This is a genomic window from Streptomyces sp. NPDC051677 (assembly GCF_044453465.1).
GTDB lineage: Bacteria > Actinomycetota > Actinomycetes > Streptomycetales > Streptomycetaceae > Streptomyces.
Genome location: NZ_JBITCT010000042.1, coordinates 17,850 through 36,261 on the forward strand (window position 1 = coordinate 17,850; position 18,412 = coordinate 36,261).

Below are 18,412 nucleotides of genomic sequence, written 5' to 3' on the forward strand. Positions count from 1 at the left end.
AGGCCCGGGTATGGTGGCCTTCTTGTCCGACGCGAGGCGCAGGATCTGAGAGCGGGTGACCGTGGAAGCAGGCGAGGACTTCGGTCCGTGGCTGGCGCGGCAGTTGAAGCTGGCCGACATGACACAGACGGAGCTGGCTCAGGCCGTGGAGGTGACGCGCGCTGCGGTCTCGGCGTGGATCACCGGACGGGCGACTCCGCGTGCCGAGACGATCGAACGCATCGCTCGGGCTTTGAACACCGATCTCGCAACGGTGCACACCCGCACGACCGACACCCAGGCCGGCCTCCCCGTCGGTTGGTACCACCGACCTGGACACGCGGACGGGGGACGGGAGTTGGGCAACGCGGCCGCGTTCGCATTCGACGCCGACGTGTCGGTGCTGGCTCGAGAGACGTGCCAGAACAGTCTCGACGAGAGGCTCACTGCCAACGGCCAACCGGTGCGCGTGCGGTACACCCTGCACGAGCTCAACGGTGAGGCTCTCGCGAGATTCCGAGAGGCCGTCCAGTGGGACGATCTCTTCCCGCACTACGAGGCGGCGGCAGCGCAGGGACAGAAGGTCGGCCGGGTCATCGACGCGGGGCTGCGCGACATGTACGAGCGTGACCGCCTCGTGCTGTTGCGAGTGGACGACTACAACGCCGCGGGCCTGACGGGTGACGACTACGACGACGGTCGGTTCGCGGCGGTGGTCAGACGTCAGCTCGACAGCCACAAGTCCGGCAGCTCTGCGGGCGGTTCGTACGGCCTGGGCAAGGCGACGCTGTGGGCCACCAGCCGACTGGGCCTCGTGCTCATGAACTCCACGCTGTCCGAACCGCATGAGGGCCGCACCGAACGTCGCCTCGTCGGACGCCTCGATCTGCCGTGGCGTCAGGTCCATGGCAAGCCGTGGGCAGGGCCGGCTTGGCTGGGGCGGCCCGACCCCGAGTCACAGGGAGCCGCCGTGGCTCGCTCCTGGTGGGCGGACGAGGAGACTGTCGAGTCCCTGTATCTGAAGCGGGAGAGCAGTGAGCCCGGGACGTCGTTCCTGATCGTGGGAGCTCACGACGTGGCGAGCCTTGTGGACGACAATCCCGCACCGGACAGTGACGAGGGCGAGGACGACGACAGCATCCAACGCATGCATCGCAGGCTCGTGCACGCCCTGGGCAGGAACTTCTGGGCCGCGATGACGGGCGGCGGAGACCAACTTCCGTTGCTGGAAGCCTCCGTCCGCACCCTGCGCAACGGTCAGGTGGTCCTCGCGGAGGAGCGGGTGGACCCCACAGTCACCCAGCCTTCTCGCACGCGCGCTCTGAAGGCGTTTCTCGACGGTACGACCGTGGAGCAGCGAACGGAATCCGGACAGGTGGCTGCCGTCACTGTGCCGCTCATCCTCCCTGAGAGGGGGAGGGGACGCGCCTCCCTGGGCGAGCATCGCGCGGTGCTCCTGGTGACGGATGCCGAGGACGCGGACGACGGCAAACCGAACCGTGTCGCGGCGATGCGCGGCAACCGTATGACCGTGCGGGACGTCGTTGTTCCCGGGTTGGGCTTGTCTGCCGACCCCTTCCAGGCTGTTCTGTTGGCCGGCGAGGCTGCCGGCCCACGAGCCCCGTTCGCCGCCGAGGCCGAGGAGTTCCTGCGCGCTGCCGAACCCCCGGAGCACAACAAGTGGGGGCAGACCGAGGAGTTGACGCTCACCTACTCGTCCTCGGCGTACCGGCGGATCGCCTCCCTCACCCGGGAGACCAACGCGGCGATCAAAGAGTTGGTGGCCCGTCCCAAGAAGCGGGCCAAGGCCGGGGGAGGGCGCCTGGCTTGGAAGCTGACCGTCGGAGCGGGGAAGAAGGCGCGTCGACTCTCGGCGGCGACGCTTCCGGTGCTGGAGGAGTTGGACGCCCAGGTGCTCGACGGAGGAGCCTGGCAGGTGATCGGCGAGATCAGGATTCCCGCAGGCGGCCACACCTGGCGGCTCGTCCCGGTCGCCAAGTTCGACGTGCGCTCCGGCCCACGTCCCGCCATCGCGTGGGCCGAACTCGTCGGCGTGGACAACTGCCAGGTGGTGGACGGAACTCTGCGCTTCGAAGAGGCGCGCTCCGCGACGTTCCGTGGCGTGACCGACCCCACGACACACGCCGTCCGGGCGAGCCTGAGCGGTCTCGTCGTCGAGCTGCGCACAGGTGAAGGGGAGTCGCTGTCATGAAGGTGTTCCCGTACCCGCGTCTGCGCGGCACGGTGTCTCTGCGGGTCGATGCGGCGAGAGTCAAGGCACCCGAGCAACCTCGCGAGCAGCTCGACTCCCGTGCGCGCTCCGTGGTCGAGCGTGCCGTCGCGCTCGGCCTGGCGGAGACGGAGGACTGGGAGACCGCCACACTGACCGTCTCGGCCACGATTCCGGCGAAGGCGACAGAGCCGGGCGGTCCGTGGTCCGAGGTCGTGGTGGTCGCTGTGCTGACGGACAGGGCGACCAACACCCGCGTCACGGTGAGGCTCCGCCCAGAGACGGAGGGCGGCCGCGAATGGCGTGGTGAACTGCAGGTGCTGCGCGCCGACCTCTTCGACCGCGCCACGCTGACGGTTCAGGTGGTCGCGACGGTCGACGGAGTGCCTGGACGGATTATCGCAGAAGCGGCCGACGACTGGATCGTCGACGTGAGGGGTGACACCCCGGCACGGGAGCAGAGCTTCGACGTCAAGGAAGTCGGATTTGCCAAGGGTCCTGGCTGGCTGCGGAAGTTCACCGATGCTCCGTGGATCGTGAACGCGTCCGGGAGGCTGCCCACGGTCCACATCAACACCGACTTCGAGGGCATGACAGACGTCTTGGGAGCCGAGGGGCGAGGCCCAGAAGGGCTCGTCAACGAGCTGATGGTGTCCCAGATGGCAGCCGACGTGTGGATCGCCGTGTTCCACTCGGCCATAGGCGACCTGGAGATCGAGGACGACGGCACTCCGCTGTTTCCGCACGGTTGGCAGGGCGAGGTGCTCAGGGAGATGCTTCCCGACGTGCTACCTGACCGGACTCTTGAGGACGCTTTGCGTGATGTGCACCGCCGTCGGGTGGGCGCGACAGGATGGACCGAGCTTCAGCCGCGCATCCAGTACGCGGCGATGCGAAGGGCCGAGGTGCCCAGGGCACTCTCGGAGACCGTACGCGGTCTGGACAAGCTCAAGCGTGAGGACGAGGCATGACGGAGAGCCCCGACCACCTGCCCGAGTACTTGGCTCGGCTTGTCGACGAGGAGGCGGCGCGGTTCATCACGGACGGACTGCTGTCTGGGAAGGACAACGTCCCGGCGATCGCCCTCAACCAGGCTGCCGAGGCGCTGCCCGAAAGTCCTCGCCGGCGACTGCGCGCGATACGGGACCTGATCGACGACGCGATGTACACGTACCGCGACGACAGGCCGACGCAGGTGGATGCCTGGCTCGCTCCACGTCTGCACGCGATCCTTCGCCTGACGCGTGCGGAAGCCGCCGACCCCGCGCTGTGGAACTACCTGTCCCTCGGCGTCGCTCCCGATTTCGTGGTCTGGCGGCATCTTTCCGAAGCGAAGAAAACGACCAACGCCCGTTACTTCAAAGGCCCTTATCACAAGCAGGCTTTCGCCCGGCTCTGGTGGTCGGCCGAACTCTTCCGAAACGGGCCTGACTATGAGCCTGCCGTGATTGCTTGCGGTAACCAGGACATGTTGAACACGCTGCTGCGGATGGACGTCATCGACCACCGGCCCACGGCGCAGGCCTTGATCCGGCTGTTGCAACGGGAAGTGGTGCGGACGACCCGTGACGTTATCGCCCTGGGCAAGGTGGTCAACACGGCCGCCGCCACCTTGATGTACGACGTGATCGCGCCGGACGCGGAGAGGGATGCCGGGGCTGTCCAGAGGTGGATCGACGAAGGAGAAGAGGGCCTGGCCGTGCACCATCGGCCTCTTCCTGTCGGGCCTGCTGAGGAACGTGCCCCCGAGGAATCGGTGGAGCGCCTGACCGGCCACTTCGCGGAGTTGTTCGCCGACGCGCCCGTGCGAGGGAAGGAAGAGAGCGAGGAGGACCCGGAGGAGGACTGATCCGAGCCCTTCGTCCTACAGGTGGGGCGGGCGCCAGGATTTCAGCGCCTCGATGGCTCGCTCCTTACGGGTGTCGTCCAGTTCCAGCGCCGTGCACAGGACGTGCACGGCCAGCAGCGGCGGGATCGCGTTGCCGATCTGCTGCGCGACATCGGTGCCTCGCCACGGGTATTCGACCGGGAAGGTCTGCAGCAGTCCTGCCTCACGGAACGTGAAGCGGTCCTGCTCCGGCCCCAGTTCAGGCTCACCGTTCGCGTCGAAGCCCTTGAGGTCGTGCACCTTGTTGCGGCGCACCTTGCCGGTGACGGTTGCGGCCGGCGCGGCGCAGGTGCGTAGTCCTCGCTTCTTGGGGTCACCCCCCGACCCGTAGTTGGACCGGACGACGAAGTCCGTGGAACGCGAGTCCTTGAGCGCGTCGCCCATGGAGACCCACGGTTTAACCGACTGGGCGTCGGTCCCGCCGAAGAGCGGGCTCTGCTGAAGGTCACGTGTCCGCGCCGAGAACTCCTGCACCGCGGAGAGGCGCTTCGCTCCCTTGCGATAGCGCTGATGCGTCAGTGGCGGGAACTCAACGCTTCGGCCTCTGCCGGTACCCCGGAAACGGGCGATCAGCACCGCGCGGCGACGTGTCTGCGGCACTCCGTACTCCTCGGTGTGCAGAATTTCGCACTCCGCGTCGTACCCGAGCTCCCGCAGGATCTCGCGGTACTTCTTCCATACGGGGAGGACGGTGGGGACCTGCTCCAGTACCACCACCTCGTAGGGATCGGACTTGAGCTTCTTCTCGACGATCCACCGAAGAGGTTGGAGCACGAGCCCGGTGCGCTCGTCGGCCCATGACAGTTCGACGGCTCTCCGCTCCACCTCCGCCCAGGCCTTCTCCAGCTTCCCGACGGTAGTGCTCTCTCCCACGAGCTGGGCGAGGTCCGTCACCTCGGTGAGGGCTTTATGGCCCTCCCGGTTACCCGCCACCGAGTAGGTCTGGCAGGGCGGACCTCCGGTGAGGACGCGGGCGGAGCGAACCTCGGGGTCGAGCGGGTTCAGCTTTGCCACGTCGCCCACCTCGGTGGTGCGTAGACCGGCGGCGTGCCGGGTCGCGCGAGTCGATTTCTCCCACTCCACGCCGATTGCGGGTTCTTCGAGTACCTCGGCCGCGATGTCCAGGCCACCCGGTCCCGCGAACAGGTCGACGATCACGGGCGGATCTTGGCAAGGCGCCGCTCGTGACGTGTTCGCGTTCAGGTGAGGTCCTCGGGTCATGGGGTGAAAGTGTAGCCAGCGGAGGGCCCTGCCTCTGCATCGATGAAGCGGCCGGTCGAGAGCCCGCGATTCCCGGTCTGAACGGGATAGTTCCTGTTCAGGAACGGAGTGCTTGGGCCATGGCCAGACCAAGTGCCTCACCGACCGGTGGCGGGGAGGCGTGGCCGATCTGCCGGTAGCGGGCCGTCTTCTTTCCGATGATCGCCCAGTCCTTCGGGAAGCCCTGGAGCAAGGCTGCCTGGTTCACTGTTAGCCGCACCATGCCCTCCTTGCCGAGTTCCGGCGCCCACACGAAGTCCGGTCCGGGCATCTCGTCGCCCAGCGAGTGGGCGTTCACCCCCAGCTTCTCCCACTTGCGTTTGGTTCCTGCAGGCCCCAGGTCGGCCCCACCGCGATTCTTCGACCCACCTACCAGCGTCGGAGCCACGGAGGCTGCTTGAGCCGCCCATCGGTCGGCGTCCTTCCAGCCATGCGACCGCATGGAGGGTGCCAGGGCCTCGCCGACCGACACGTGATCCGTCACGGTCGGGGACGGCGACCGAAAGGACGAGAACCACTGCCTCTTGATCGCCACCAGAATTCCCTGCTTGCGATCCTGAGGTACGCCGAAGTCGGCGGCGTTCAAGACGAACCAACTGAACGCGTAACCGAGATGCTCCAGTTCGGCGCTGGCGAACTCGTGGAAGTCACGGAACCTGTCCGAGTTCGCGAGGGCCGGCACATTCTCGATGAGTAGTGCCCGAGGCTTGATGGCATGGGCGAGGTACACGGCGGCCTTCAGCAGCCGTTCCTCCATGCCCGACTCGGCTCGGGCAGCTGTTGCGTTGGACTTGACCCGCGGCAGTCCCGCGGACAGCAGGTCCACGTCGTAGCTTTCCGGGTGCTCGCCGGGATCGAAGTCCAGTAGGTCCGCTTGAAGCACGTTCCAGTGCGGTCGGTTCACCTGCAGGGTCCGGCACGCGTCAGCGTCCTCTTCCAGCAGCAGCGTCGGCTGGAACCCGGCCCGCTCCAGTCCCAGGGCGAGCCCACCCGCCCCAGAACACACGTCGACAAACGTCAGCCCGCTCATCGATACGTCCCCCCGTCCCCGTTGAGTCCTCCGTCGCGACGCGCAGGGCAACATCCCCACCGCTCTATGCTCCCAGAACTCTAGGACTCCCGAAGCCGGTTCAGTGCCCCGCTCTTCGACTGCCAGGCACGCAGGACTCATTGAAAAGGTCCACCGGCATTACTAAGCTGATCCGATCCTGTACACCTGCGAGAGGATCGGTGTGGCAAGCGAAAAGATGGCCAGGGACGCCCCACGTGCAACGCAGCTCATCGTTGCCGAGATCGGTAAATTCTATAAGCGTCCAGATGTCAATGCGCACCTAGCGCCCTCGCGTCCCACTCCTCGAACCGTCGGGAATGCTAAGGCCGCCATCTATGCATTTTACGACTACGACGAGGAGCCTATTTATGTGGGTCAGACGCAAGAAGGTGTTTCGGCGCGAGTGGGTCGGCATCTGACAGGTCAACGTAGTGATGCAGTTGCGAAATTTGTCCTGGACCCCTTCGAGGTGGCGGAGATCGCAGTCTGGACGCTTCATGATGTCGCAAATTTTGAACTGCCGAGCAGTGAACCTGGCTTGACTGCAGAGGGGCGCAAAAAGCTACTTGCGAAGGCACGGAAGCAGCTGCTGGACCGCTATGAAGCAGAGGTGTATTCTCGCCTTAAAGCAGAGTCGCATTTTGGTGCAGTTCTTAATGAAGCTGTTCCTGTGAGTGACGGCAACCCGGTAATTCTGCCTGAGGTTGCAAGGGGGAAGATCATTCCAGAGGTTCTTTGGGATGATCGCAAGCATGCTGACATCAGAATCGCCCGACGTGCCAATCATGTGGCACGCCTAGCTCAACTCATCAGTGAGCGAGAGCCCAGCAACGGTCTGCGGAGAACGCTGCATCTGCAGGCCCAGCGGCTTGAATGGCTAAGCAACCGCCGACTCGACGACCTGAAGATTCCGCAGGAGTACGCGGAAGGCGAAGCAACCGAAGTAGAGGACTAATCCTTCCGGTCGCCTCGTGGGTAGCCGACGCTCCCAGACGGCGTTACTGACCTGGACACCACGAGTTCGACTCAGTAGCTACCCACAAGGCGACCCGCCCGCCGAGACCCCGCTACGACGAGGACGCCCCCCGCTGTGCCGGGACTGGCCCCTGTGACAGGGCGCCCGTCATCAGAGGCTGGAGATAGTGCTCCGTGAGCCATGCCACCGCGTCCACGCAAACCGCGTCTCCGAAGCCCATGATCGCCTGGTTGCGCTTGGCGGGGAGGATGTAGTCCGGGGCGCCCATGAGCTTGGAGTACTCCCGGGCCGTCATCCAGCGCACGCGCATCGGCTCGTCCTTCTGCATGCGCACGACGGCCTGCTTGGAGGAGCCGCCGCGGGCGGTACGCAGGCAGCCGGCCACGTCGTCTTCGCGGATCTCCCAGGCGGGGACGCCGTTTCGGGTGCGTCGGTAGGCCGTGCGGTAGGACGGCTCGGGTTCGCTGCTGAGCTTCTCGACGCGGGCCTTGTTGAGGTCGGAGAGCTGGCTCTCGAAGTGGGTGACTCGGTTGTCGTCCCACCACTCGACGTACGGGTCGTTGTCGGGGTCGACGAGGTCCGTCCAGCCCGTGGTGCGCAGGGCAGGGGGTTCGTCGAGCAGGGTGCGATGGGTCGTCAGACCCTCGTCGTCGAGGACGCGGTCGAGCCAGGAGGGGCGCAGCGCGGTGTCCCGGCGATCGTCGACTGCGGGCTTGGTCAGTTTCTCGCTCGCGGCGACGACGAAGAGGCGTGGTCTGGACTGGGGGACGAAACGGCGGCCGTCCAGGGTGACCACGTCAGCCCAGTAGCCGAGGGTGTTCAGTCGCTCGATGGCGGCCTTCATGTCGGCGCCGTTGTGGCTGGTGGCGAAGCCGTTGACGTTCTCCAGCGCGATCACTTTGGGAAGCTCGCCGTCGCGCTTGCCCATGGCGTCGATCACGTCGGTGAAGTCCCAGAACGTGCTGGAGTGCTTGCCCGCCAGGCCCGAGCGGCCCCCTGCCAGTGAGAGGTCCGTGCAGGGGAAGGACGCCCAGGCGAGGTCGACGCGGCCCGGGGCCAGCTCGGAGCGGATGTCGCCCGCGATCTCCCGGATGTCCCGCAGGACGTAGTGGTCCTCGGGGTCGGCGAAGTGGCCCTTGTACATGTCGTGTTTCTGGGCGTCCAGGTCGTTGGCCCAGGTGACCTTGAAGCTTCCGGCGCGCTCCAGGCCCAGCCGGGCCAGGCCGATTCCGGCGAAGAACTCGGCGACCTCGAAAGGCGTCGAGGCGGCGGTCGAGGCGGTGGAGTCAAGATCAGACGGGAGCTCTGTGGTCACCCGGCGATGGTACGGGAGGGCACTGACAATCACGGTGTGCGGACGGTTTTCAGGAGTCTCCGGGGACGGAGGCGTCGCGTCCGCACTACGGTGGAGCCATGGATGGGGATGAGTCCGAGGCCGTTGAGAAGGGCACGATGGCCGAGAGGGGATCCTGGGCCTCCTCCGACGCCGTGCGGGCCAGCATGCAGGCGAACAAGAGCCGCGACACCAAACCGGAGCTGGCTCTGCGCCGGGCGGTGCACGCGCGGGGGCTGCGCTATCGGGTCGCCGCCCGCCCGATCAAGGAACTGCGCCGCACCGCCGACCTGGTGTTCACCAAGGCGCGCGTCGCCGTCTTCCTCGACGGGTGTTTCTGGCACGGCTGTCCAGAGCACCACACCGTCGCCGTCCGCAACGGCGGCTACTGGGCGTCGAAGGTGGAGCGCAACCGGACGCGGGACGTGGACACGGACCAGCGGCTCGCGGAGGCGGGCTGGGCGGTCGTACGGGTGTGGGAGCACGAGGACCCGGTTCAGGCGGCGGCCCGGGTGGAGCAGGCAGTGGCCGAGGCGCGGCGGGCGCATCCGCGCCGCACCACGATCGCTCCGGGTGCCCCGAACGCCCCGAACGCCCCGGGCGGCTCGGAGACCGACTGACCGCTGCGGTCAGCGCCTGCGCTGCTGGTGCGGCACGGCCCGTGGCCGCAGGCCGGGCGCGCTGAAGTCCGCTGCCGGCTTGAGGTCCACGGTCCGCCAGGCGGTCGCGGGCGGCGTGAGCAGGGCGGATTGCTCCCAGACGAAGGCTTCGGTGTCCTCGGGGACTACGGCGTGCAGCGCTTCCGGAGTGAGGCAGAGCACCTCCGAGACGTGGTCGGGGCCGAGCACGGCCGCGTTGAACGCGGAGGAGTGGAAGACGACCTGCACGAGGCGCCACGTGCCGCGGCGGCGCTGAGCGGTCTCGTACTCGTGACGGGTGAGGTGGAAGCTTCCCCGCGTCTGCGGCCCGACCCCCTTCACCTCGATCTGCGCCGTGGGCGGATCGCACACGTCGATGTCGTAGCCGTAGGCGTCGGAGACCAGGGAGACCTGCACGGCCTCGCGGCCCGCTCGGCGCAGGGCGGAGAGGACCGCCGCCTCAGCCGCCGCTCCCAGACGCGTCCGCCAGGCGTCCTCGTCTGCCCAGCGCTGCTGGGCGGCGGCGTCGATCAGCAGCGCGTCCAGCTCCGGCTCCAGCCAGGCGAGCGCCTTGAGGTCGGCGGCGGGAACGTAGTCGCGGATGACGGTCGCGGAGCGGACGGCCAAGGGCAGCCAGGACGGGGGCGCGGCCGCCAGCAGCATTCGGGCCGTCGCCTGAAGGGCGTGCGACTCCAGGACGGCGAGCGTCCGTAGCCGCTCCGACGGCTGTAGGCCCGTCTCCGTCTCCGTGGCGAGGCCGTGCCGGGCGAGGGCCTGAGCCGTGGCGCGCAGGTTGAGCGAGCGAGCCCAGTAGGGGGCCTGGTCGGCGGCCGCTCGCGCCCAGGACGCGGCGTCGGCCCGCGGCGAGCGGACCGCGGCATGGGCCAGGAGCAGCACGCCGAAGGCCATGCCGTGGCTGGGCAGCAGCGTCATGACCGGCGCTGCAGCGCTCGCAGGAGGGCCGTCGCGTCGTCGTCCGCGACGGCCGGGACGCTCTCGTCGGTGTCGGGTTCGGGCAGCGCGGCCGCCACCAGGCCGGGGTCGTTCATCAGCTGGGACAGGACGACGATCTTCTCGCGCAGCCTGCTGTTGACCGTCTCGTCGACGCTGTCCTGGCTGAGCAGCAGCGTGAAGCGGGTGACGACGTCCTCGCGCAGCCCGAGACGGTGGATGCGGTCCTGGCTCTGCAGATAGTGACCGGCGTTGAAGGTGCGGTCGAGGTACACGGCGTGATGACACCAGTGGTGCAGGCTGACCCCCTCGCCGCAGGCGGCGGGGTTCGCCAGGAGCACATGGCAGTCGGGGTCGTTGCGGAAGCGGTCGAACTCGGCGTCCCGGGTCAGCGTGCCGGGCGGCGCCCCGTCGGCGGGCCGCACCCCGCCGTGGACGACCGCCGGGCTGAAGTCCTTCAGCACGCCGCTCAGCAGCTTCAGGTTCCGCACGAAGGTCGACCAGACGAGCACCTTCTCGCCGCGGGCGGCCGCCTCCTCCACGATCTGCCGGACCCTGCGGTATTTCCACGGGGACTCGTACTCGGCGTACTCGCGCAGCAGGTCGGCGAGCGCCTCGTCGCCGCGCAGTTCCAGCGGCGGGTGCGCGAACTCGGACTGGTCGTGCTCGTCGGAGCCGGCGACCAGCAGCGCCGGGTTCGTCGCGGCCTCCAGCAGATACATCATGATCCGCCCGAGCCTGCTGAAGTCGCGCCGGTCCTTCACCGCCAGCGAGAACTCGCCCCGGTAGCGGCCCTCCAGCGCTTCGTAGACCGCCCGCTGGACGCGCCCCATCGGCTCGGCGACGATCTCGAACTCGGTGGGAGGCAGCCCCAGCCGGGACTTCGGGGTGCGGACGAAGTACCGGTGGATGGCGGCACTGGTCTCGGCTACGACGTCGGGGTCCCGTCCGTTCGCCTCCGTGTACGCGCCGCGGGGCAGGATCTTGCGGTCCTGCCCCGGATACAGGAAGCGCATGGGCGCCACCAGGTCGTTCGCTCCCTGCGGCGCGGGCGTGCCGGTGAGGACGTCGCGCCGACGGGCGGCGAAGGCGAGGTCCAGCACCGCCCGGCCGTGCACCCCGGCCTCGCCCTTCTTGATGCGATGCGCCTCGTCGAGGACGACCTGGGTCGGGCGGCGGCTGACGTAGGCGCGGATGCGGTCGTAATCCGAGGCCACCCGGTTGTAGTTGGTGACCAGGATGTCCAGGTCGTCCCGCAGCAGGGTGCGCGGCCCGGTGTGGACCTCCAGCACCGGCGCCGGGCTCAGGCACGCGGCCGCGTCCTCCTTCCACGCCTGGAAGGCGGCGATCGGGCCGATCACCAGAAGCTGTTCGACGTCGCCGCGCGCCCGGCTCAACGCGAACCCGGCCAGCGCGACCGTCGTCTTGCCCGCACCCGGCACCGAGAAGTCGGCGCCGTGCGGGAGGCTCGTCAACCGGGCCAGGTTCTCCAACTGGAACGGCTTCAGCCGACGTCGGAACCCCGTCGCGGCGAGCTCGGCCGCCAGCGCGTCCGGGTCCACGGCGGACGCGTCCCCCAGGACCCTGTCCCGCTTCCTGCGGTCCTCGGCGAGCGCGCGCAGCTGCCGGCCGAGCTCGTCGCCGAACTCGATCGGCTGGCGAAAGCGCCGCCGGGCGTCCGCTACGGCCTCCAGCTCGGCGAAGAAGACGTCGACCCGGGCTTCGATCACGTCGTGCGAGCCGCCCACGACGCCGCGCTGCAACGCTTCCTGCAACAGCGCCCATGCGCCCGGGTTCGCTCCCTCGTGCCGGCGCAGGACGACGACCGGGCGGACGTGCAACTCCAGCTCGGCAGAGATCACGAAGTCTCCCGGAGCTCTTCGACGAGCTTCGCGATCCGGTCGACCTCGTTCTGGAACGCCTCCTCGTCCCACGCGGAGTGGGCGCGGCTCTTGCCGAGCAGCGACGGGATGCGCTCAAGCTCCCTGAACGCCTTGTCCGCCCGCTGGAACGGCGCGTCCACCGTGTTCTGCTCACGGTTGCGCTCCTCCGCCTCGCGGGCGGCGGCGTTGACCGCGCCGGACAGACTGCCCAGCACGCTCTTCATGGGAACGGCGGAGCCGTCGGGCAGCTGTACGACGGCCTCGGGGCGCCGGGTGACGACGAGACTGAGGACGTCCTCGACGACCGACTCCTGGGAGCCGTCCTCTCCCATGAAATCGCTCAGCGGATCGCTGTCGTCGGTCGCGGACTCCGCGCTCCTCGCCGTGGCGAGAACCCCCTCGAGCGCCGACTCGCCCAGGAGCTCCCGCTCGACCAGCGTCTCCGCGTCCTCGCACCGCAGATGCCTCAGCTGACGGTAGTTGGCGCCCGAGAGTATGCCCAGGAAGTAGCTCTTCTTGACGCTCTCGGCCTCGTCACGAGGCTTGTTGCGGATGTGCTTCGCCAACTCCTCGAAGGCCGACTCGTTGTCGGTGAAGTCGATGGGCAGCCGCGTGCCCTGCGACTGGTTCACCAACTGGTGCACCAGCAGGAGCTTCTCGTACTGCATCCGCACGTCCCCGGCCTTGCGGTGCATGCGCTGAGCGGTCCGGTCCCAGTCGCGGCCCGACAGCTCGTACAGCTCCTCGATCATCATCGCCTCGTTGATCCAGGAGTAGTCCTCCCGGAAGTCCCGCGCGACCTGGAGCTCGGCCTCCAGGACCAGGATCTCCTCGGGAGTCGCGTCGGCGGGCAGCACCAGGCAGCGCACGTAGCCGAACTGCTGGTGACCTTCACGGCGCAGCGTGCGCAGCGCGGCGGTCCTGCGGTTTCCGTTGATCAGCACGCCGTCGGCCGTGACGATCGCCGGCTCCTTCTGGCCGCGCGCCAGAAGGTCCTCCTTCAGCTCGTCGAACTTCGACTGGCCGGACAGGATGAGGAACTGCACCTCCTGCGCGGGCGGACCGAGGGGGTCGGAGGTGAACAGGTCGTCCTGCCCGCGCTGTTGGGCCTCTCGCTGCTGCTCCGCCTTGGTGCGGTGGTTCTGCGTCGAGAAGCGGACCCACTCGGTGTCGAGCTCGACGAGGGGCATGCTCTTGTTCGTCCGCGGCCAGGCCGACAACGGGACGTGCCCTTCCGGCTGACGCGCGGCCAGGAAGGAGCGGCGGTCGGGGTCTCCCAGGGGAATGCTCACAGCTCAGCTCCTGAACGCAGTGACTTGGGCGGGGCCGAACCGCGAGGTGATGACCGTGCGCTTGGTATCGCGCTCGCCGTTCTGGAACCCGACATGGCCGGTGAAGAGGGGGGCCTTCGCCGCGGGGATGCCGAAGGCGCCGAGCAGCAGTTCGGGGAACCGTCGCCGGGTCGCGCCGTCCCAGTTCCAGGACGACCCCTGCGGCGTGTGGTCCGGCATCACATAGACGCACGGCGGCGGCACGCTCTGGCCGCCGAAGTCCGCGGCGTACTCCGACTTCGGGCAGCGACGGCCGGCGGTGCCGCACAGTCCGCTCTGGAAGATCACTCCGTCCAGCATCCGACGGGGCTCCGAGAAGAACACCTTGCGCAGCCTGCCGACGCCCTTGACCACGTCGCTGCCTGGATTGCGCGTCATACCGTCGCTGACCCACCAGAGGTAGGCCTCCTGCGCCCAGTCGGGGACCGTCCAGTTCACACTGCTGTGCACGCCGTCCGGGGCGCCTTTCTGGATGATCGCCACATTCCCGAGTCCCTTGACGGCCAGCCGGTAGACGGTGTCGTCGCCCTGCTTCGGCACCTCCAGCGCCGTGGCGACGCCCCTTTCCACGAGGCCCTGCAGCATCGACGTCACGAACTCGCGGCGGTCGGCGATGCCAGCGCTCTTACGGCCACGGATCTGCTCGATGGCGGCGGGCAGGGCGCCTGCGAACTCCTGCTGGGTCAGCCCATGACTGGCGAGCAGGTCGGGATGCGCTCCAAGGTTCTCGATGAGGCGGACCACAGAGCCCACCACGGCGGCCGGCGGCACTCCCGCATGGCGGCAGGGCGCGGCGTTGTCGGTCTCCATACTGCTCAATTCCCCCTGTTCCGCACGGCCGTGACGCCTTGCGGGAGTCAAGTCGGCCGTTGCCTGCCCGCAGGCCCACGAACTGGCCTGCGCCCCCATTGTCGCGTCTCTCCGCTCGGCGCGACGGGCGTTCATGATCGGTCGTGCGGGGTCTGACGGGCAAGCTGCTTGCCGGCCGTCGTGCACACGCGGCTGTGTCGTGCTGCATGACCTGGGCCCCGAAGGCGCTCCCTCCCGCCCAACGCCCCGGCCCCGCACCGCCGTCAGCGGCCGAGGCGGCCGGAGGCCGGTTCCGGGCTGGGCCTGAACCGGCCTATTTCCACAGCTGTTCCCGGCGGGTGCTGTTGCAGGTGGTGACCATGACCTGTTTGGCGCCGCCGAAGGGTGGGGCGGCGATCTCCAGGCAGTGGCCGGTGTCGGTGTTCTTCAGGGGCTGGCCTGCCGCGGCGGCGGTGCCGAGGCTCCATTTCACGTAGCCGGTTCCTCCGGGGCCGTCGCAGGCTTCCAGCTGGGTCGAGTAGTCGTTGTTGAAGGGCGCCGAGAGGCACTTTCCGCTCGCGCGGTTGACCAGTTCGAAGGCGCCGCCGCCGATGGAGCGCAGCGTCCACGTGTAGGCGTCGCTGGAACTGCAGGTTCCGAAGCCGGGGTAGACGTCGCCGTCGCTGCCGGACACGCACTGGTCGTTGGAGGCGTTCCGGAGGGCCGACACGGACCCCGGGGAGAGGGCGGCGGACTCGGACTTCGCGGGGGGCGGTGTCCCCGCGTCGGGACTGCTCCCCGTGCTGGGCCTGGGCTTGGTCCTGGTCTGTACCGGCTGGGCCACGGGCTCCGCGGAGCCGCTCGCGCGGGCGGCCGGGGCCGACGGGGAGCGGATGGCGGACGGGGAGCCGGACGGCGACGGCGACGTGGAGGCCGATGTGGAGGGCGACAGTGAGGGCGCCGGGAGAGTGCGCTCGGGGCCTGCTGATCTGGGGGACGAGCCCGGGAGGCCTGGGAGGAGGGCGATGGCCGTGATCGTGCCGCCCGCCACGACGACGGGCACGACCACCATGCGCAAGCGGCGTACGCGCCGGTCCCGCCCGGCGACGCTCTCGGCGATGGCGACGTTCTCGGCATGTCCGATCGCCCAACCCCCGTGGGCGGCGGTAACGGCGGTGTGGGCGGTGATGCGCGGGACCCGGCCGCCGTCACCGTGTGCGCCGAAGCCCATAGCGTGCCGCAGCCTTCCCAAAGACGTACGGCTACCGCTCGACTGCTGTGGACCTGACAAGCCGGGGGCGGTCAGTCCTGGGCCGCCCCCGGCTTGGGAGGGTCCATGTGCACGCCTCCCTGCACATGCATCACACCGGCAGCCACCGATCCGCCCGTGGCGTCGATGATCACATCGCGGTTGGCCGCGACACCGCCGGCCCCGGCCGAGGCGCCGGAGCCGGGACCGTGCCGTCGGACATGCTCGACCAGCGACTCCAACTCCCTGGCGGTCTCGTCCCTTTCCCGTTCCGGTAGATCCGTGAGCAGGTCCCTGAAACGCGTCGTCCAGGAGCCGGCCTGGTCGGCGCTTATTCGCTCCAGCACGCCCTGCGCGTCGTCGTCGCCTGCGGCTGCTCGTGCGAGGTCGGCGGCGGTCTGGTCGAGGCGCTGCAGCACTGCGTCTTCGCGTTGGCCGTCCCGGGCCAGGAGCCGGGCCACCGTGGTTCTGGTCTCGATCCAGGCGTCGGTTCCCGCCGCCGTCACCACCGCTGTTCCGCCCGAAGCGGCAAGCGCGACCAAGATTTCCGACAACATCCACAGCCCCCTGTGACCAGTCGAGTGACGGACCTTCAGCCACGCCATTCAACAGGTCTCCCCGGGTGAGAGATCGACGAATCCGGCAACGGACGGGAGGTTAAGGGGCGCCCCCCAGGCGGTTGACGGTGACGGGGGCGGTGGTCCGGTTGCCGGTGGCGTCGATTCCGAAGCGGCCGCTTGCGCCCGGGACGGCGTCGTCGGTCAGGGCGTAGAGGCGGTCGCGGACGGCGTAGCGACTGGGCAGGGCGGTGGCGGTGGATGTGGCGGCGTCGCGGATGGCGGTGGCGGCGGTCAGGACGGCGTCGTGGGCGAAGACGGCCGAGTGTCCGCGGGTCGCGTGGGCGGCGACGAATGCCTGTCCGTGGTGGTCGCGAGTGAAGGCTTGCAGGAAGGCGTTGTACAGGGCGCGGTCGCGGTTGGAGTCGCTTTGCAGAGCGGTGGGGGTGGGGAAGGAGGGATAGAGCACGGTGATGGAGGCGTCGAGCCGCTGCGGGGCGGCCGTGGCGAGGTCCAGGTCCGCTGTGCCCGCTCCGGTGACGACCGTGATCTGCTGCTGGCGACAGGGGCGTCGGCCGAGTGCGGTGAGGAAGTCGGGCAGGTATTTCTCTCGGGCGGCGAAGTACACCGTGTCGATGGGGGGGTTGATGTCGCAGAGTTCCCGCCCGATGACGTCGAGGCTGGAGTTCGGGCTGCTGGGGTCGAAGGTGAAACCCGCTGCGGGGAGGAGATGCTTTTTGAATCCGTTCAGGCTGATGAAGTCACGGTAAAGGGACTCGGTGTAGAGATCCGGACTTCCCTTGGGGGCCACTGACCTGACCACTGCGGCGGTGTGTTTCTGACCGGCCAGTTCTTTGCCGACCGCGGTGAGCAGGGCCGTGTTGGTGAAGCCGACGCGGATCAGGCCTTTGATCGACCCTTTGCCCTCGATGGCGCCGGTGGTGTCGAATCCGTCGGCGGTGAAGAGGTCGGCGACCATCGGGATCCCGGCCTCGTCCAGCTCGCGTGCGGCGTCGACGGACTCAGCCCGGGCCAGTCCCATTCCGGTGACGGCGGCCAGGTTCCTTACGCTTTTCAGCTGGTCGACAGCGTCCTTCCAGTACCGTTCGCCGCTGCCCATGCCGGCCAGAACGAGACGTATCTTGAGTGAGCTGGAGTCGGCGTTGGCCTGCTCCACCGCGGTATAGGCGCCCTCGGCCTCCGCGACGAATCGATCCAGTGCCTCGCCCTTGGCCGTGTCCCGTGAGGACAGCGGAGCCAGGAAAGCAACCGTGACGTAGCGGCCACCACGGGTCGCTTCGCTGTTCTCGGCGCGCATGGCGGCCAACAGGGGTTCAAGAGCGGTGCCGAAGACGCCGGGACCGTCGCTGCCGTCGGTGACGCCGGTGCACTCGCCGCCGGCCCTCGTCTCCAGTGCCGGGTTCGACGTCCCGCAATGCTTCTGCAGGAAGCCGTCGTGCCGCTGCTGGGCGTGGAGGTACAACGCGTACCCGCCTGTGGACCCGATAGCGGACACCACGCCGAGTGCCGCGCTGACCGCGGCGGCCACGCCGGAGTGCCGCAGCCGTGTCCATCCCTTGCGCCACGGCTTGACCGCCGGACCGGACAGCGGTGCAGGTGCGCTGGGGCGTGCGGACGGGGCGCCGGCGAGGTCGGCGTCGACGAGATCGGAACCGAATCGGAGACTGTCGGAGAGCGGAGGGCGTACGGGCTGGAATGCCAGGGCCGCCCGGAGCCAACTCCAGTAGGTGATGCGCGGCGTCAAGGGCGCCCGTGCATCGGACAGCGGGCCCGCCAGGGCCTGGCGGAACTGTTCGAAGTCGTTGGCAGCCATTTAGGCCCCCTCTTCGGGTGCGGTGACCTCGGAGGGCAGAAGAGCACTGGAAACGGGCAGTCGACGGGGCGCGCGCTTTGGTTCAGGGGCAGGCGGCGGCGGGGCTTGAGCGGCGAGTTGAGCAATGGCGAGTGGCGCGGTGATACCCAGAGTGACAGCTGCCAAAGGGCCCGAGATCTGATTCGTGGACGCATAAAGGAACGGCACGCCGGTGCCCATGAAAAGGCGAAGCGCCAGAGCGCCGAAATAGGGGCTGAATCTCCTATTTCGTTTGGTCCGCCAAGGCCATCCCGCGTCTTTCGACAGGAGCAGGGACAGCATCCACGCTTCGTTGAGGAGCACGCCAAGCCCGCCCCAAGCACACGCTTGCCAAACAAGCATGCCGACAGCCCCCTCACGCCCGACCTCGCCGTACCCACGGCCGCCTTCGCCGAAGTTAACCGACGGTTTGCCCTTTCAGGGG

15 protein-coding genes are annotated in these 18,412 nt (G+C 68.5%); 5 read left to right on the forward strand and 10 right to left on the reverse strand.

The genetic code is table 11. The features are described from left to right. The first annotated feature begins 61 nt into the window (after positions 1–61). From ACIBAF_RS36665 to ACIBAF_RS36675, 3 genes are read left to right on the forward strand one after another with little or no spacing between them, the layout of a single operon-like run. Entirely contained in the window at positions 62–2,191 is a 2,130-nt protein-coding gene (locus ACIBAF_RS36665; RefSeq protein WP_399469018.1) for a helix-turn-helix domain-containing protein, read from the forward strand. Next, on the forward strand, positions 2,188–3,180 hold the full coding sequence (locus ACIBAF_RS36670; RefSeq protein WP_399468885.1) for a hypothetical protein: 993 nt from the start codon (positions 2,188–2,190) through the stop codon (positions 3,178–3,180). The genes ACIBAF_RS36665 and ACIBAF_RS36670 overlap by 4 nt, the downstream gene beginning before the upstream one ends. Beyond that, complete coding sequence (locus ACIBAF_RS36675) at positions 3,177–4,058, forward strand: DUF6339 family protein (protein ID WP_399468887.1); 882 nt, start codon at positions 3,177–3,179, stop codon at positions 4,056–4,058. The genes ACIBAF_RS36670 and ACIBAF_RS36675 overlap by 4 nt, the downstream gene beginning before the upstream one ends. Before the next feature lie 15 nt (positions 4,059–4,073). On the opposite strand, the gene ACIBAF_RS36680 is transcribed toward ACIBAF_RS36675, so the two are convergent. Together ACIBAF_RS36680 and ACIBAF_RS36685 are read right to left on the reverse strand one after the other, a co-directional pair. Next, complete coding sequence (locus ACIBAF_RS36680; protein ID WP_399468889.1) at positions 4,074–5,255, reverse strand: DNA cytosine methyltransferase; 1,182 nt, start codon at positions 5,253–5,255, stop codon at positions 4,074–4,076. A 160-nt stretch (positions 5,256–5,415) separates the two neighbouring features. Continuing rightward, positions 5,416–6,387 (reverse strand): DNA cytosine methyltransferase, encoded by a 972-nt coding sequence (locus ACIBAF_RS36685; RefSeq protein WP_399468891.1) that lies wholly within the window; start codon positions 6,385–6,387, stop codon positions 5,416–5,418. A 202-nt stretch (positions 6,388–6,589) separates the two neighbouring features. On the opposite strand from ACIBAF_RS36685, the gene ACIBAF_RS36690 reads away from it, so the two are divergent. Next, positions 6,590–7,363 carry a GIY-YIG nuclease family protein gene (locus ACIBAF_RS36690; protein ID WP_399468893.1) on the forward strand — a complete coding sequence of 258 codons (774 nt, stop codon included), beginning with the start codon at positions 6,590–6,592 and terminating at the stop codon, positions 7,361–7,363. Positions 7,364–7,475: 112 nt separating this feature from the next. On the opposite strand, the gene ACIBAF_RS36695 is transcribed toward ACIBAF_RS36690, so the two are convergent. After that, a complete protein-coding gene (locus ACIBAF_RS36695) occupies positions 7,476–8,699 on the reverse strand; it encodes a DNA cytosine methyltransferase (RefSeq protein ID WP_399468895.1) in 1,224 nt (407 codons plus the stop codon). Positions 8,700–8,797: 98 nt separating this feature from the next. Between ACIBAF_RS36695 and ACIBAF_RS36700 the strand changes: the two genes are divergently transcribed. Beyond that, positions 8,798–9,337 carry a very short patch repair endonuclease gene (locus ACIBAF_RS36700; RefSeq protein ID WP_399468897.1) on the forward strand — a complete coding sequence of 180 codons (540 nt, stop codon included), beginning with the start codon at positions 8,798–8,800 and terminating at the stop codon, positions 9,335–9,337. Positions 9,338–9,346: 9 nt separating this feature from the next. Here ACIBAF_RS36700 and ACIBAF_RS36705 read toward each other — a convergent pair whose 3' ends face one another. From ACIBAF_RS36705 to ACIBAF_RS36735, 7 genes are all read right to left on the reverse strand, one after another. After that, complete coding sequence (locus tag ACIBAF_RS36705) at positions 9,347–10,288, reverse strand: protein NO VEIN domain-containing protein (protein ID WP_399468899.1); 942 nt, start codon at positions 10,286–10,288, stop codon at positions 9,347–9,349. Next, the gene (locus ACIBAF_RS36710) at positions 10,285–12,168 is read right to left on the reverse strand and encodes a DEAD/DEAH box helicase (RefSeq protein WP_399468901.1); all 1,884 of its coding nucleotides are present in this window, start codon (positions 12,166–12,168) and stop codon (positions 10,285–10,287) included. The genes ACIBAF_RS36705 and ACIBAF_RS36710 overlap by 4 nt, the downstream gene beginning before the upstream one ends. Beyond that, positions 12,165–13,481, reverse strand: coding sequence for a hypothetical protein (locus ACIBAF_RS36715; RefSeq protein ID WP_399468903.1), 1,317 nt, complete (start codon positions 13,479–13,481; stop codon positions 12,165–12,167). Before ACIBAF_RS36715 ends, ACIBAF_RS36710 begins: the two co-directional genes overlap by 4 nt. A 3-nt stretch (positions 13,482–13,484) precedes the next feature. Then, complete coding sequence (locus ACIBAF_RS36720; protein WP_399468905.1) at positions 13,485–14,330, reverse strand: hypothetical protein; 846 nt, start codon at positions 14,328–14,330, stop codon at positions 13,485–13,487. Between the two features lie 313 nt (positions 14,331–14,643). Next, positions 14,644–15,540, reverse strand: coding sequence for a ricin-type beta-trefoil lectin domain protein (locus ACIBAF_RS36725; RefSeq protein ID WP_399468907.1), 897 nt, complete (start codon positions 15,538–15,540; stop codon positions 14,644–14,646). Positions 15,541–15,611: 71 nt separating this feature from the next. Then, positions 15,612–16,115 carry a hypothetical protein gene (locus ACIBAF_RS36730; RefSeq protein ID WP_399468909.1) on the reverse strand — a complete coding sequence of 168 codons (504 nt, stop codon included), beginning with the start codon at positions 16,113–16,115 and terminating at the stop codon, positions 15,612–15,614. A 100-nt stretch (positions 16,116–16,215) separates the two neighbouring features. After that, entirely contained in the window at positions 16,216–17,949 is a 1,734-nt protein-coding gene (locus ACIBAF_RS36735; protein ID WP_399468911.1) for an ABC transporter substrate-binding protein, read from the reverse strand. Positions 17,950–18,412 lie beyond the last annotated feature (463 nt).

Bases quoted from the DNA above. Each gene is read 5' to 3' on its own strand.
- ACIBAF_RS36700 (WP_399468897.1), top strand. From the start codon at position 8,798: ATGGATGGGGATGAGTCCGAGGCCGTTGAGAAGGGCACGATGGCCGAG.
- ACIBAF_RS36730 (WP_399468909.1), bottom strand. From the start codon at position 16,115: ATGTTGTCGGAAATCTTGGTCGCGCTTGCCGCTTCGGGCGGAACAGCG.
- ACIBAF_RS36675 (WP_399468887.1), top strand. From the start codon at position 3,177: ATGACGGAGAGCCCCGACCACCTGCCCGAGTACTTGGCTCGGCTTGTC.
- ACIBAF_RS36685 (WP_399468891.1), bottom strand. From the start codon at position 6,387: ATGAGCGGGCTGACGTTTGTCGACGTGTGTTCTGGGGCGGGTGGGCTC.
- ACIBAF_RS36670 (WP_399468885.1), top strand. From the start codon at position 2,188: ATGAAGGTGTTCCCGTACCCGCGTCTGCGCGGCACGGTGTCTCTGCGG.
- ACIBAF_RS36720 (WP_399468905.1), bottom strand. From the start codon at position 14,330: ATGGAGACCGACAACGCCGCGCCCTGCCGCCATGCGGGAGTGCCGCCG.
- ACIBAF_RS36705 (WP_399468899.1), bottom strand. From the start codon at position 10,288: ATGACGCTGCTGCCCAGCCACGGCATGGCCTTCGGCGTGCTGCTCCTG.
- ACIBAF_RS36735 (WP_399468911.1), bottom strand. From the start codon at position 17,949: ATGGCTGCCAACGACTTCGAACAGTTCCGCCAGGCCCTGGCGGGCCCG.
- ACIBAF_RS36725 (WP_399468907.1), bottom strand. From the start codon at position 15,540: ATGGGCTTCGGCGCACACGGTGACGGCGGCCGGGTCCCGCGCATCACC.